12 protein-coding genes, 1 tRNA gene and 1 pseudogene are annotated in these 14,004 nt (G+C 60.4%); 7 read left to right on the forward strand and 7 right to left on the reverse strand.

Annotated elements, in window-relative coordinates:
• The first annotated feature begins 254 nt into the window (after positions 1-254).
• Positions 255-1,304 carry a threonine aldolase family protein gene (locus tag AC1DUU_RS00480; RefSeq protein WP_476781441.1) on the forward strand — a complete coding sequence of 350 codons (1,050 nt, stop codon included), beginning with the start codon at positions 255-257 and terminating at the stop codon, positions 1,302-1,304.
• Between the two features lie 78 nt (positions 1,305-1,382).
• Here AC1DUU_RS00480 and AC1DUU_RS00485 read toward each other — a convergent pair whose 3' ends face one another.
• Positions 1,383-1,853 carry an Hsp20 family protein gene (locus AC1DUU_RS00485; RefSeq protein ID WP_476781442.1) on the reverse strand — a complete coding sequence of 157 codons (471 nt, stop codon included), beginning with the start codon at positions 1,851-1,853 and terminating at the stop codon, positions 1,383-1,385.
• 459 nt (positions 1,854-2,312) lie between these two features.
• Between AC1DUU_RS00485 and AC1DUU_RS00490 the strand changes: the two genes are divergently transcribed.
• Complete coding sequence (locus AC1DUU_RS00490) at positions 2,313-3,272, forward strand: lysophospholipase (RefSeq protein ID WP_476781443.1); 960 nt, start codon at positions 2,313-2,315, stop codon at positions 3,270-3,272.
• Positions 3,273-3,279: 7 nt separating this feature from the next.
• Here AC1DUU_RS00490 and hisN read toward each other — a convergent pair whose 3' ends face one another.
• Positions 3,280-4,050, reverse strand: a complete 771-nt coding sequence (gene hisN, locus AC1DUU_RS00495; protein WP_476781444.1) for a histidinol-phosphatase — start codon at positions 4,048-4,050, stop codon at positions 3,280-3,282.
• A gap of 228 nt (positions 4,051-4,278) precedes the next feature.
• Entirely contained in the window at positions 4,279-5,169 is an 891-nt protein-coding gene (locus AC1DUU_RS00500) for an N-formylglutamate amidohydrolase (protein WP_476781445.1), read from the reverse strand.
• A gap of 229 nt (positions 5,170-5,398) precedes the next feature.
• Here AC1DUU_RS00500 and cpdR point away from each other — a divergent pair, with 229 nt between their 5' ends.
• The gene (cpdR, locus tag AC1DUU_RS00505) at positions 5,399-5,761 is read left to right on the forward strand and encodes a cell cycle two-component system response regulator CpdR (RefSeq protein ID WP_018429348.1); all 363 of its coding nucleotides are present in this window, start codon (positions 5,399-5,401) and stop codon (positions 5,759-5,761) included.
• Between the two features lie 105 nt (positions 5,762-5,866).
• A tRNA-Val gene (locus tag AC1DUU_RS00510) sits at positions 5,867-5,941 on the forward strand.
• Positions 5,942-5,960: 19 nt separating this feature from the next.
• On the opposite strand, the pseudogene AC1DUU_RS00515 reads toward AC1DUU_RS00510, so the two are convergent.
• From AC1DUU_RS00515 to AC1DUU_RS00530, 4 genes and pseudogenes are all read right to left on the reverse strand, one after another.
• Positions 5,961-6,279: pseudogene (locus AC1DUU_RS00515) on the reverse strand (ABC transporter permease subunit); the annotation flags it as partial.
• A 198-nt stretch (positions 6,280-6,477) separates the two neighbouring features.
• Positions 6,478-8,118 carry a pilus assembly protein TadG-related protein gene (locus AC1DUU_RS00520; protein WP_476781446.1) on the reverse strand — a complete coding sequence of 547 codons (1,641 nt, stop codon included), beginning with the start codon at positions 8,116-8,118 and terminating at the stop codon, positions 6,478-6,480.
• A 220-nt stretch (positions 8,119-8,338) separates the two neighbouring features.
• Positions 8,339-9,286, reverse strand: a complete 948-nt coding sequence (locus AC1DUU_RS00525; RefSeq protein ID WP_476781447.1) for a DUF2950 family protein — start codon at positions 9,284-9,286, stop codon at positions 8,339-8,341.
• A gap of 52 nt (positions 9,287-9,338) precedes the next feature.
• On the reverse strand, positions 9,339-10,685 hold the full coding sequence (locus tag AC1DUU_RS00530; RefSeq protein WP_476781448.1) for a DUF3300 domain-containing protein: 1,347 nt from the start codon (positions 10,683-10,685) through the stop codon (positions 9,339-9,341).
• Between the two features lie 244 nt (positions 10,686-10,929).
• On the opposite strand from AC1DUU_RS00530, the gene AC1DUU_RS00535 reads away from it, so the two are divergent.
• From AC1DUU_RS00535 to AC1DUU_RS00545, 3 genes are all read left to right on the forward strand, one after another.
• The gene (locus AC1DUU_RS00535; RefSeq protein WP_476781449.1) at positions 10,930-11,343 is read left to right on the forward strand and encodes a hypothetical protein; all 414 of its coding nucleotides are present in this window, start codon (positions 10,930-10,932) and stop codon (positions 11,341-11,343) included.
• A 121-nt stretch (positions 11,344-11,464) separates the two neighbouring features.
• Positions 11,465-11,833: a YidH family protein gene (locus tag AC1DUU_RS00540; protein WP_476781450.1), complete on the forward strand. Its 369-nt coding sequence runs from the start codon at positions 11,465-11,467 to the stop codon at positions 11,831-11,833.
• Positions 11,834-12,057: 224 nt separating this feature from the next.
• Entirely contained in the window at positions 12,058-14,004 is a 1,947-nt protein-coding gene (locus AC1DUU_RS00545; protein ID WP_476781451.1) for a diguanylate cyclase domain-containing protein, read from the forward strand.

A 14,004-nucleotide genomic window follows, 5' to 3' on the forward strand; every position in this document is an offset into this window, starting at 1 on the left:
CTACTGTCCTAAATTCGATATGACAGAATTCTTGAATACGCACAAGACCGATTCACGAATTTTCCGCCGTTTCGAAGACACAAAATTACGCCGAACTCGCATTCGGCGTAATTTTTGAACAACCGGTCAAATGCGTGTCCGGCTCTGCCTCAATCGAATTCCGGCTCGCGGACTTGCCGACAATCGCCAAATCCGCTCTAGCTCAGGCCCATCCTGCCACGCAGTCCCCGACAGCCACATTACGGACGCACAAAATGTTCTTTGCATCAGACAATTGGGCCGGCGCTCATCCCAAAGTCGCCGAACGGCTTAACGCCAGCGCAGCCGGCTTCAGCCGCGCCTATGGCGACGGCGATCTCGACCAGGCGGTCTATAAGCGCTTCTCCGAGATTTTCGAACGCGAAGTGGCTGTGTTCTTCGTGGCGACCGGAACGGCGGCGAATTCGCTGTCGCTGGCCGCCTACAACAAGCCAGGCGGAATTTCGTTTGGCCATCGCGAGGCTCACATCATCGAGGACGAGTGCGGCGCGCCGGAATACTTCACCGGCGGCTCGAGACTGCACCCGGTCGACGGTGCATTCGGGCGCATGGATATCAAGAATCTGGAACGGGCGGTTGCTCGTTTCGCGCCGGAGTTCGTTCACTCGGGCCGTCCTTCGGCAATTTCCATGACCCAGTCGACCGAAGTCGGCACCGTCTACAGCCTGGACGAGATCAAGGCCGTCTCGGCTATTGCCAGCCAGTATTCGCTGCCCTTGCACATGGACGGCGCGCGTTTTGCCAATGCGCTGGTGTCGCTTGAGACCACGCCCGCCGAAATGACCTGGAAGCGCGGCGTCGACATCGTCTCCTTCGGCGGCACCAAGAACGGTTGCTGGTGCGCTGAAGCCGTTGTCATGTTCGACCTCGACCGCGCCAAGGAAATGGCCTTCCTGCGCAAGCGCGCCGCACAGCTGTTTTCCAAGTCGCGCTTCATCTCCGCCCAATTCGATGCCTATTTCGACGGCGGCCTGTGGCTGGATACAGCGCGCCATGCCAACGCCATGACAGCCAAGCTCGCCGCAGCGATCTCAAGCTCATCGGTCGCACGCCTCGCCTGGCAGCCTCAGGCCAACGAGGTCTTTGCGGTCATCAAGACGGAAGTGGCGAAAAGGGCGCAAGACGCTGGTGCCGCCTTCTATGACTGGCATGCGCCGGCAGGCTTTGACGGCCAGATCGGCGAGGACGAAACGCTCTACCGCTTTGTCACCAGCTTCGCCACGACAGAAGACGAGATCAGCCGCTTCGGCGATCTGCTGCGCTGAAGGCTTACTGACTGACCAAAACATGAAAAAGGCGGCGCCCGAAAGCGCCGCCTTTTCTCCTTGGGAGGAGTGTTTTGGTTAGTTCACTGTGTTGGCTTCGATCTGCTTGGCTTTCGCCGGTGCAGCCGCGATCTCGATCTTGCGAGGCTTGTGCTCTTCCGGGATGTTGCGTTTCAAATCGATGTGAAGCAGACCGTTCTTGAGGGTAGCACCCACGACTTCGACGTGGTCGGCAAGCTGGAAGCGTCGCTCGAAAGCGCGCGAGGCGATGCCGCGATACAGCAGCTCCGAACCKTCGCCGGTGGCTTCATTGCTGCGATCGCCCTTCACGGTCAGCACATTGCGATGGGCTTCGATCGAAATCTCGGTTTCCGAGAAGCCGGCAACCGCCATGCTGATGCGATAGGCATCTTCGCCGGTACGCTCGATGTTGTAGGGGGGATAGGTCGTCTGCCCGCTTTCAGGCTGRCCAAGGCCGTCGAGCATATTGAACAGCCGGTCAAAGCCGACGGTCGAGCGGTGGAGCGAGGAAAAATCAACGTGACGCATGGGTGTTCTCCAGTGAGCAACAAGGTTTGCGCGTGACCTGTGCCGAAACCCTTCTTGGCGTCCCGGCGGTGATCAGCGGCCCCGATATTGGGCGCCGCAGGAGATATTTGGGTGTCGCCCAAAGCCATTTCAAGAGATGCAACGAAGAGGTTTTTTTCGCCCCTTCCTCTGATGAACCGAAGATGAACCGACCCTTCGGTGTCCGTTCAGGTCGCCTCGCCTAAAGTGCATTCAAGTTCACGAACAGGCAGCGCCACAGAACGCTGCCGACGAGGCCGAACCGGGTTGTAACGTCCCTTCCTCCCGGAACGACAGAGGCCGGAGGCATCCCGCAAGCTGCCTCCGGCCTCATTCGTTTCGGCTTCGTGACGGAATTCCTTTGATTTTCGCCGCTGCCCTTTCTATCACCCTTTGAGATAGCCTGATCCCACGGCAGCGAGTTCCAAGCCGAAGCGCCTGATGACGGACCTGTTCCACGAAATCCCCGGCAATCCGGTTCCGGAGAGGGCCACGGGCGGCAACTTCACCGCACATGACGGCAAGCGGCTGCGCTATGCGTTGTTTCCGGCGACCAGCCAGCCCTTCATGGGCACTGTGATCCTGCTGCCGGGCCGCAACGAGTGCATCGAGAAGTATTTCGAGACCATTCGCAACCTTTCCGCTCATGGCCATGCGGTCGCCACCTTCGACTGGCGCGGCCAGGGTGCCTCCGAACGGCTGTTGCGCGACGGTCATCGCGGCTACGTCAAAAGCTTCGATCATTATGTCAAAGATCTCGAGGCCTTTTTCGAGCAGATCGTGCTGCCCGACTGCCGTGGCCCGTTCTTCATCCTTGCCCATTCGAGCGGCGCACTGATCGCCATGCTGGCGGCCCCTTTGATGAGCAACCGTGTCCAGCGCATGGTGCTGGTGGCGCCGTTCCTGTCGGTCATTGGCGCGCCGCTGTCGATGAAGACGATCAAGCGCCTCACCACGGCGATGTGCTGGCTCGGGCTCGGCCGGCTTTATGTCGCCTGGGGRCCGCGCCCACGCGAGGGAACGCCTTTCGCCGTCAACAAGCTGACCAGCGACGAACGCCGCTATCGCCGCAACATCCTGCTTTACGAGACCTATCCCGAGCTGTCGGTCGGAGGCCCTACAATCGCCTGGCTGCGCGCTGCGGCCAAGGCCTCGGAAACCGTGCGCGACCCGGCATTCATCGCCTCGCTCAAAGTGCCGATGCTGATCATCACCGCAGGTGCCGACGAGGTGGTGTCGACGCGCGACGTCGAGCAATATGCCAACCGCTGCCGGGTGGCGTCGCTGTTGACCATCGACGGTTCCCGCCACGAGATCCTGCAGGAAGTCGACATCTACCGCGAGCAGTTGCTCGCGGCCGTCTCGGCCTTCGTGCCCGGAACGCCCGCGACGGTGGACTGACGAGCCCCTAGCCCCGGAGAACTGCCATCGCCGCGGCATGCAGCTCAGGCGTGGCCGCGGCAATGATGTCGCCGCCATTTTCTGCCGGACCGCCGTCGAAAGTGGTGACGATGCCGCCGGCCTGCTCGATGATCGGGATCAATGCCACGATGTCATAGGGCTTGAGGCCGGGATCAACGACGATGTCGACCTGCCCCGCCGCGACCATGGCGAAGGCGTAGCAGTCGGTGCCGTAGCGCGCGAGCTGCACCTGGCTTTCCAGCTGGTCATAGCGCTTGCGCATCTCGCCCTTGAACAGCGCCGGCGTGGTGGTGAACATCGTCGCTTCGGAAAGTGCTGTCGTCTTGCGCACCGCAAGCTTGCGCGGCCCGCCCGGGCCCTCGTAGTGCGAGCCGTTGCCGTCGGCGAAAAACAGCTCGTCGGTAAAGGGCTGCGACATCACCCCGGCAACCGCGTCGCCATCGATCGTCAGCCCGACCAGCGTGCCCCAGACCGGCAGGCCGGAAATGAAGGCGCGGGTGCCATCGATCGGATCGATGACCCAGACATGGCTGTTGGAGATGTTTTCACTGCCATGCTCCTCGCCCAGGATGCCATGATCGGGAAACTCGGCGTTGATCAGCGCGCGAATGGCGCGCTCAGCCTCCTGGTCGGCCTCGGTGACCGGGTCGAAGCCGCCAGCAAGCTTGTTTGCCACGGCACCCTGCCGGCGAAAACGCGGCAATGTCTCGGCAGCAGCTGCGCTTGCGATCCGTCGCATGAACTCGGCGTCGACCATTATTCACCCCAATCTCAATTGTTGCGTGGATGACACGCCATAACCCCAGCGGGCAATAACCACATCACCATGATTTAAAAAGTCCCAAAGCGCGCCTTGACTTTTGTGCAGCGCACAATAATCTCGGCTTCGGACAGGTTCTCCTGTCCATGCCCTCCTTGGGCGTTTCCTCCCTAGACTTGGACCGCTCTCCGGAGCGGTCTTTTTTTAGCCGTTCCCTGGCCCCGGCTATTCCGCCGCCAGCGGCAGGTCGAGGAAGTAATGATCCGGAACCGCCATCAAATCGGCGGAAAACCGGGCCAGATCGTCCGCCAGCGCATAAAAGCCCGCCGATTTCTTGAAGGTGCGCTCGTCCATGTAGAGCCCGCGATTGATCTCGATCTGCAGCGCGTGAAGCTTGCGCGACGGCCGGCCATAATGCTCGGTGATGAAGCCGCCCGCATAGGGTTTATTGTGCGCCACGGTATAACCCATCGCCGCAAGCAGGCCGATCGCACACTCCGACAGAGCAGATGCAGCAGAGGTGCCGAACCGGTCGCCGACGATGAAATCGGGCCGCACCCCATTGTCGCCGATGCGGATCGACGCCGGCATCGAATGGCAATCGACAAGCACCGCATAGCCGAAACGTGCGTGCGTGCGCGTGACCAGCCGCTTCAGCGCCTCATGGTAGGGCTTGTAGACRCATTCGATGCGCCCGATTGCTTCGGCCAGCGGCAGCCGGCCGGCATAGATGTCGAGCCCCTCGCCGACCAGCTTCGGCACCGTGCCGAGCCCGCCGGCAACACGTGCCGAACGGATATTGGCAAATGACGGCACCGGCTCGGCGAACATCCGGGGATCGAGTTCCCAAGGCTCGCGGTTCACATCGAGATAGGCGCGCGGAAAATGCGCGGCCAGCATCGGCGCGCCAAGGGCAACCGCCGCTCCGAACAGCTCATCGACGTAACAATCCTCCGAGCGCCTGATCGAGGTGGCATCTAGCCGGGTCATGGCCAGGAATCGGTCGGGATAGCAGCGCCCGCTATGCGGCGAATTGAACACGAACGGCACACGCTGCTCGGCACTCGTCCGGACTTCGAACGGCGGCAACACCGAGAAATCTTCGGCTGGCGTCATCTTTGTTGATGGACCTGCGAAATGCACTTGCTCATCGCTCGAAAGTGCCACCTGCCGCCGCCGGTGTCCAGCACTTCGAAATGTGGATAACCGCCGCTGATCGTGCCTTTGCGTCTTTGCGCCGACGCGGCATTCACTTGATGTTTACCGTCCGGCGCTCATATACAAGATGGTTAACGAAGCCCCTGCTGGGGGGCGGCTTCGACCGCTGATTCGGACGGGATTACTGATGGCACGCATTCTTCTGGCAGAAGACGACGACGATATGCGCCGCTTCCTGGTCAAGGCGCTGGAGCGCGCCGGCTACCAGGTAAGCGACTTCGACAATGGCGCAAGCGCTTACGAGCGGCTGCGCGAAGAACCTTTCTCACTGCTTTTGACCGACATCGTCATGCCGGAAATGGACGGCATCGAACTGGCGCGCCGCGCCACCGAGATCGATCCCGATCTCAAGGTGATGTTCATCACCGGCTTTGCGGCGGTGGCGCTCAACCCTGATTCGAAGGCGCCGCGCGACGCAAAAGTGCTGTCGAAGCCCTTCCATCTGCGCGATCTCGTCAACGAGGTCGAAAAGATGCTGCACGCCGCATAGGCGCTTCCCTTGCGTCGCCAAGGGAAATGATGATCCGGCGCATTTTTCCGCCAAACACGCTATTGACGCGCCGGATCAAAAATGGTGTATCCGCCTCCATCGGATGGGCGTGTAGCTCAGCGGGAGAGCACTGCATTGACATTGCAGGGGTCACAGGTTCAATCCCTGTCACGCCCACCATCCGAACCCACCTTCCCTGTTCGCTGCGACGAAAATTGCGGATTCTGATGACAGCACCGCAAGCACGATGGCGTCGCCAATGAAGGCGCCTTGCCAGGAAGCATTGTTTCCAGGCAGGCCGAGACGGTTGCGGATGATCTCGATAGGCGCCGATGATCTCGCCAAATGCAGCCCCCTCACCGGCGGCAAGATTAGCGCCGCCGATGACGACGGCGGCTATCACCTGAAATTCCAAACCTGACTCGATATTGGGGTCGACGGCACCAAACCATTTCGGCCTGGATGACGCCAGCGATGCCCGCCGAGACAGCTGAGATCCTATAGACGGCGGCCTTGATCCAGACGCGATCAACTCAGTCTATTGTCGGGCGAAAAATCAAAGGGGTCTCAGCAGCCGGTGGCCGACCGCGAGCCGACGATGCGGCGCGCCCCAACGCCGCGCGCATGGACGGATCGCGCGTGCACGCCTGGCTCGCCAGCGAGATCGGCAGCCGACACCTCCCCAGGGCGCAGGGCCGGCCGCGACACGGCCTCGATCAGTTGGTTATGTACAGCGGCGAGATCGAGTTCGCGATGGCCTGGAACGCAGCCCTCAGTTCGGCGGTGTTTTTGGTCGGGAAAAAATTGGCCGGAGTGGTCGCGCAGTCACTGTAGAGCTTGCGGTTGGCCACGGAAATATTCGCGTCCAACACCACCGTGTAGATGATCACCCCCTGATTCTTCAGCCGTATGCATACGTTCTCCGTCATGGCGTTGACCTTCGTGAGAGCGGTTGCGTGGTTTGGCGACCCCATCCGTTCCTGATCCAGGAACCCGTAGGAACCATAGTCGGATTTGTTGATTTTTGCGCCCGACGCGCCAAAGACATTGTTTTCGCCGTCGGTGAAGACCACCACCACCTTGGAAGTGTCCTGCGACTTGAAGGGGTGGCCCTGATTAAAGGGTTGGCTGGGCGACAGCACTCGATAACCCCAGGCCAGCCCTTCCGACACATTGGTTCCCGAGCCGTTCCAGAATGTCATCTTGTCGAGCTCACCTGCGACTGCAGGTTTTTTTTCTGGTTCGCCCACGAGTGAAACGAGATCTTCAGTCAGTGGAACGACTGGTGTCGGACAGGCGTAGTTTGGACCGCTCGTCAAGTTCGGCGTATCTTTGATGATCGCTTTGTCGCGGACACCTTGATTGAAATATTTATCTATCGATTTCTGTCGGGCACGATCGCCCGTGTTCTTGTCGGCACCCAGATCATCAAGGTAACTATTGTTGTAGTTGGTTCCGCTATTGGCGGCCTTAGTCGCAACACCCGGCTCGTCAGGCGCGAAATAGGGCACAAACAAGGTGCCGGGGATGGCGATATTTGGCGCGTCATCCTTCAGTGCGTAGTCACCGAGGCGTGCTTCTACGCAGCCCTTCCATTCGCCTTTTGGCCCGGTCTTCCATTTTTCTTCCAGCGCCTTGAAGAGTTTCCAATGGCCGGTTCGCCATTCTTTGCCCTCCGCGTCGATGGTGATATTGAAATTGGTGCCATTGGAGCTGTTTCCGTCGTTCGGAACAGCCAACCTCGTGTCGATCCAGGACATATCGAAACCTTTGGCACTTTGGATATTCACCGCCGTGACGAACGGCACGAGCGCTGCAAGGATCTCGCGCTCAGGCCTGTCGGTTTTGACCTTCTGTAAGGCGTTGACGACATCTTTTGCCCCCTCGATCAGCRCCTTCATGTTGGTCGCCCCCATCGAACCGGTATTGTCCAGAACCAGCGCGACCTCGAGCCGGGCGGTCGATTCAAAAGCGTTGGCAACCGCCGAAACGCGCGCGCTTTTCCCGAATATGAAACCAAAATTCAATGCCACATCGGCGTTGGCCGTCCCTGTGGTTCTGATCTGATTGACGCGTTGGTCGACCTCGAGCTTGGCCGTCGCGTTGACCAGCGCCGACTTGTTGGCAATGTTGGTCTTGAAGAACGCGTTGAACACGTCGGTGCGGGATCCTGTCTGGTCGCTCAGGCGCGACGCCGCAAGYACCGCCGAGTCGAGCGCGTTTTGCAGGTCTGACTTGGCTTTCGACAGATTGGCGACATCAAGCGCAAGGCCAACGGCTGCCAGCAACACCGGCAGTAATATAGAAAACATGATCGCGAAATTACCGCTGGTCGACTGCCAAAAGCGCTTGAACACCGCAACCCCCCGCATTTCTTGTTGCGATTATTTGCGCGCAAACGACTTAAAATACCGTTTAGGGGATACAACCTCCAGCTGAGCTTTCGACCGCGGCGGGTGCCCGTCCATCGCGCAGTTCGTCAAAAGCCTTACAGGTCGTCCAATCGACGTGGCGCCGAGCAGAGATCCGCAAGCCTGCATGAGGGCGCTGTATACAATTCAGGAGCTGTGCCTGTATTCAGTCCCCCGGCTCGTCGACCACGGTCCAGCTGTCGTCAGGGTTGAACGTGGCGATGGCTGCGGCCGCTTTTTCCGAGGCACTGCCGAGATCTTTTTCGTAGACAGTGCCGTACTGGTTCACGACGAAGGTCATGATGCCGCTTCGGTCGTAATGTGCGGGCGTCGCTATCAGGGCAAAACCGCCGATCATATTGCCGTTGATGACGTAGTCATACGCTCCGCCGGCAATGTTTGCTCCTTGGCTTTTCAGGATGCGGTAGCGATAGCCGAAATAGCCGTCTTCCGGTTTCTGCAGGGCTTTTTCATCGACGAACTCGCCGGCCGGGCTCTCGGGGATTCCATCTCCGGAATGCCAGTAGAGGCCATCATAGGTGCCGGATGTGCTGACCAGATTCTGCGCATATTCGAGCACACCGTCTTCGTCCCAATCGGTCTTGTGGTAGACCTCCTGCGCGTCGACATAGCTCCGCATTGCAGCGATCGCGGCGAGTTCATTCTCGCCGATGCGGCGGTTGATGACCTCTTCCAGACCTGCAATCGTGTCGAACGACCACCTGCCGTCGGCTTTCACCACCGGGAACGGGAACGGCCAGGCCTTGTCGCCAAGCACGAGTATGCGGCGATCGGGGCTGGTCTCGTCGAGAGTGACGGACTGCGCTGCGGCGTCCCGGATTTCAGGGAAGCTCCCGTCGACTTCCTTGGACGCCGAAACTGCCGCCGGGTCGAGCCCAAGCAGCTTGGCGAAGGCCGCCTTGTCTGACGACGACAAACCGGCCTTGAACGCACCGACAAGGGCGTCAAYGCCGTCGAATGCCGGCGGCTTTGCTCCGATGAACTTGTCGAAGTCGTGGTCGGCGGTTGCAGTTTCCTGCGCGACCGCTGCGTGGTGGTTTCCTGGTGCCAGGATGAAGATGGCGGCGGTAGCTGCGATCAACAGGCGGTTCATTGTCGTTCTCCCTGAATTTCTTCGGGTTTGGCTGTCTTCGAAGCTTCTGCTTTTACCTGTGCATCCGACCGCCACCGCCCCTCAACTCCCCGCCACGGTTCCCGCCACCACGGCTCATAGCCCCCCAGTTCGAATGGTTCATCGCATCTCTGCCCCGTTCCGGGTTGCCGAGCGCCGAGGGATTGCGCGGGCGTTCGTCGATGCGGGCGGCGGGCTTTTTCGGCGCGACCTTTCTTTCGGTCACTTGTTTGGCTGTAGGCCTGTCGCCTGCCGCAGCCGGACGATTGGCCTGATCCCTGACCGCCGGTCTGTCGAGCTTTTGCCCAGGCTTGGGAAGTTGCGCGCCAGGATTGTTCTTCAGCCCTTCGGCGACATTCTTTCTGATGTCCTTGCCATTGAGGTCATGGGCACGGGCGGCGGTATTCGACCCCTGCTCCCTGGTCTGCGCCTTGCGCGCCAGGTCGTTGCCGTCCCGCCCCTGCAGGTTCTGGGTCAGCTTCGAGCGGTCGACGTCGAGGTTCTTGAGGTCCATTTGCGAGCGGTCGATGTTTCGGAAGTCCGTGTTCCGGATCTTGTTCACGTCGATATTGTTGACGTCGATCTTGTTGAAATCGACATCGAAGCGGTTGTTGATGCGGTTGACGTCGATGTCGACATTGCCACCCCATGCGCCCCAATGGTTCCAGTCGACGGCCGCAGCCCAGGCTGCGCCGGTGACGAAGCCGGCCCAATAGGTCGCAGTGGGATAATAATAGGAAGGATATGGCGCGTAGACGATGGGCTCCGGCGGGTAGACATAGTTCGGCTCGTAGAGCATCTCGGGCGGATATGTCGGCACATAGATCGTCTGCGGGTCGGACGACTTGATGATTACCTTGTCGCTTTCCTTCGAAACGACCACCTTCTCGCCGGATTTGAGAACGCCCTTCTGCACCGCCTTGTCGCGCAACTGCTGGATGGCAACCAGCACGTCCTTCTGCTGGTTGGCAACGACGTCGCCGACTTGTTGGGTCCAGTCGAGGTCGTCGCTCATCATCTTCACGACCTCAGGATAATTGAGCAGCGAAATGACGCTGCCGTCCCATTTGTCGCTCGGCTTGAGGTCGGGGGTCTTCTTGATGTCTTCGAGGAAGCGCGACGCCTGCACGATCTGAAGCGGATAGATCGAACTTGCGAGCACAACGGCAACCAGATCGTCGGGATAGAGCGCGATACGCGCGACAAGTATCTCGAGTTCATCTTCGGTCAGCGGTGCAGGCTGGTTCTCGTCCGCAGCCGCTGCCGGCGCTGCAGCAGTGGTGTCGCTGGTTTGAGCCAGCGCGCGGTCCGTCCCAGGCATGGCCAGAGCAACGGCCAACATCGCTCCGAACGCGATCCACGATTTACGCAGGTCACTCATGGTACCCCCCTCGCTTGACTTGCGCCGTCGCTCCGCAAGCTCCCCATCCGCCGCATACTTGTCCAGGCGTATCCTTTTGGCCAGTATGCAACTGTCAAAAATCTTTGAAACGCGCCTGCACGCTAGCAGCATGCTCATGCCGCGTGACCACCGTCACCTTTCCTGTTGCCCATCGATGAGCGCCTCTAGCATTCCCTTGCGACACGCCCTAGCATTCCCTGACTAACAGGAGGCTGAGGGTCCCGTGATGTCGAAAAATGGAGTTGCTTTCGCACTCGCTGCGGCGGGAATGATCTTTGCGACCGGTGTGCAGGCTGCGTCGATGGACGCACTGCAGGGCGCCTGGACCACGGGCGGCACCGACTGCGCCGATACATTCCACAAGGTGGACGGCAAGATCGCATTCAAGGACAAAACGTCCAGCTTGACCACAGGCATCCTCATCAACGGCAACAAGATCACCGGGTCGAACATGTCTTGCACCGCTGGCAAGATAAGCGAAATGAAAGACCACCTCTCGGTGCTTCTGAGCTGCGCCGATTCCGTGATGTTCCAGAGCATGTCCATGTCATTCAGGGTGGTCGACAAGGATACGTTCGAGCGAATGGACCCGAGCTTCCCCGAGATATCGATGAGATACTATCGCTGCCAGCTCTGAATTTGTTGCCCTGCACTTGATCGGGAGGAACGTCACGCCGACGGAACCCACGCTTGCGTTTGACAAGGTTTCGGACGAACTCGCCGCCCGTCGAACCGGTATGGCGTTCCAGCGCACGCGCATGAGCGCCGACCGTACCCTGATGTCGGTGATCCGCACCTCGCTTGCGTTGATCAGCTTCGGCTTCACCATCTACCAGGTGTTTGAGAAATTGCGCGAACAAGCAGCGCTGACCGGCACAGCACCGGCGCGCAATTTCGGCATTGCCCTTGTCGCGCTGGGCATCGTCATGCTCGTTGTCGGCATCATCTACCATCTTCAGTTCATGCTGGGCCTGCGACGGGAGCGTGAGGCGATGAGAGCTGCCGGGCTCGTCCACGCCCAAAGCAGTTTCCCGCCATCGTTCACGCTCGTCACGGCAGTGATCCTGTTTTTCATCGGCGTCGCCGCCATCGTCAGCATGGTCTTCCAGATCGGCCCTTTCGGCTAGAGCGGCGTCTGCAGTACCACCTCCCCGACGTCCTTGCTTCCCGCTTCAACTTCCTCTCCGAGGTGGCATGAATTCAGCTATCCCGGCCTCAAGCGCTCCAAATGTTGACCATTTGGAAGGCTTTTGGGTGCATTAGCGGCCCCTGGTATCGGCCTACGCTGGGTTGCATCCATGGGAGTATGTGCAAGGTGGTCACGGAAGCGAAACAGGGCGTGCAGCGGGGCTTGAACAGCTATCTCCTGGCGCTGGCGCTCGTCTGCCTCGTGCCGGTAATCGCAGTCTCGGCCCTTGCGGTCTGGCATGCGGGATACGCTTACATGCACACCGCGACCACCAGGTTGAACGACACCGCCGGCACGCTCGCCAACGCCATAGAGGGCGAGCTGCAGGGGCGCTTCGCCACCATGGAAGTGCTCGCATCGTCCTTTGCGCAGCCTCATGCGGAGCCGATCCCGCTGTCTGAGAAAGGCTTCGGCAAGATCGGCCTCGATGGTGAGGTCGCACTGGTCGACGCGGAAAGCATGCATGTTTTGCGTTCCCGCTCTACTGTGGCCGCAGGCACCGCCTTGGCCGCACTGCAGAGCCAATCGCCGATGGTCTCGAACATCGTCATCAGGGACGACAGGCCCCTGCTGTCACTGGCGCTGCCGGTGACAGGCGGCCAGGCCGCGTTTGTCCTGACGACTTCCCCTTCCGCGCTGGTGCAGACCTTGCTGCGAGGAAAACGCTCGCTGACTGGCATTCTCGTCGCGGTGACCGATGGCAACGGCCGCATCGTGGCGCGCTCGCGCGAGCCGGAACGTTTCGTCGGTCAAATCGCGCCCGACTGGCCTAAACTCCAGGCGCTGGGAACCGACTCGGGACTGATCGAAGCAGAAACCGCAGAAGGCTTGCCGGTCATGCTTTCGTTCCAGAAACTGCAGGGCACTCCGGGCTGGGTTGTCGTCGTCGGCGAGCCGACAAGCGTTTTCAACGCGCGCTGGCGCGATCCCATCATGAGTCTTCTGATCGGTGCAATCGTGGCGATCGGGCTGGCGCTCACCCTTGCCATGTGGCTGGGCCGCCGCATCCTCCAGCCGGTACAGGCGCTGGTCGCCCACAGCAACGCGATTGCGGACGGCAAGCTGTCGAACGACGCGTCAGTGCCGCCTTCGTCCATTCGCGAATTCGAAATGCTGCGGCTGAGCTTCGAGAAAGCCGAAAAGGCGTTGCGAAGTGAGAAGCGGCGCTATCGGGTCATTGCCGAAGCAGGCGCCATCGTGCTTTGGCGACGTTCTTTCGATGGGGTCGGTTCGGCCACCGGCTGGGAGCAACTGACCGGCAGGCCCGCAAGCGAGCTCGTGGGCTACGATTGGGCCGATGCCATCCACCCCGAAGACCGGCCGCATTCATCGGCAGCCTGGAGCGAGGCGATCGCCAATGCGACACCGCTGGATGTCGAGTTCCGCCTCAAGGTCAGGGACGATCAGTGGCTATGGGTCCGCTCGCAGGGTTCTCCGGTCGCCGACGACAATGGCAATGTTGTTGAATGGGTCGGTGTCCTCGAAGACATCGACGCGCCGAAAAAAGATCAGGCCCGCATCGCCCATATGGCGCACCACGATGCGCTGACGGGACTTGGAAACCGCACTCTGTTCCGGCTGCGCCTGGAGGAGGCTGCTAAAGAGGCCGGCAATGGCGCGCAAGGTGCCTTGCTTTGTCTCGACCTCGACCGATTCAAGCAGGTGAACGACACGCTCGGCCACCCCGTGGGCGACGCGCTCCTGTGCGAAGTTGCTGCCAGATTGCGCAGTTGCACGAGCGGCACGGACTGCATCGCGCGTGTCGGCGGCGACGAGTTCTCGATCGTGCAAACGAATGCCGATCAGCCCGAGGCGGCCGCGGCTCTTGGCAGCAGGCTGGTAGAGGTGCTGTGCGCGCCGTACGACATCGACGGCCATAACATCACCATCGGCGCGAGCGTCGGCATCACGCTGCTGGGCGAGGAACGCCAGGACGTCAGGACCTGGTTGAAGCGTGCGGACCAGGCGCTCTATCGCGCAAAAGAACTCGGTCGCGGACGTATCGCCTTCTACGAGCAGGACGTGTTGTTGGCGGACATGGCGCGTTTGGTCGAACGCAACAAGGTTGCCGAAGCAGCGCCTTCACGTGCTGCTCGCATGTCCAGATAA

The organism is Aminobacter sp. P4_H6_2, assembly GCF_056400805.1.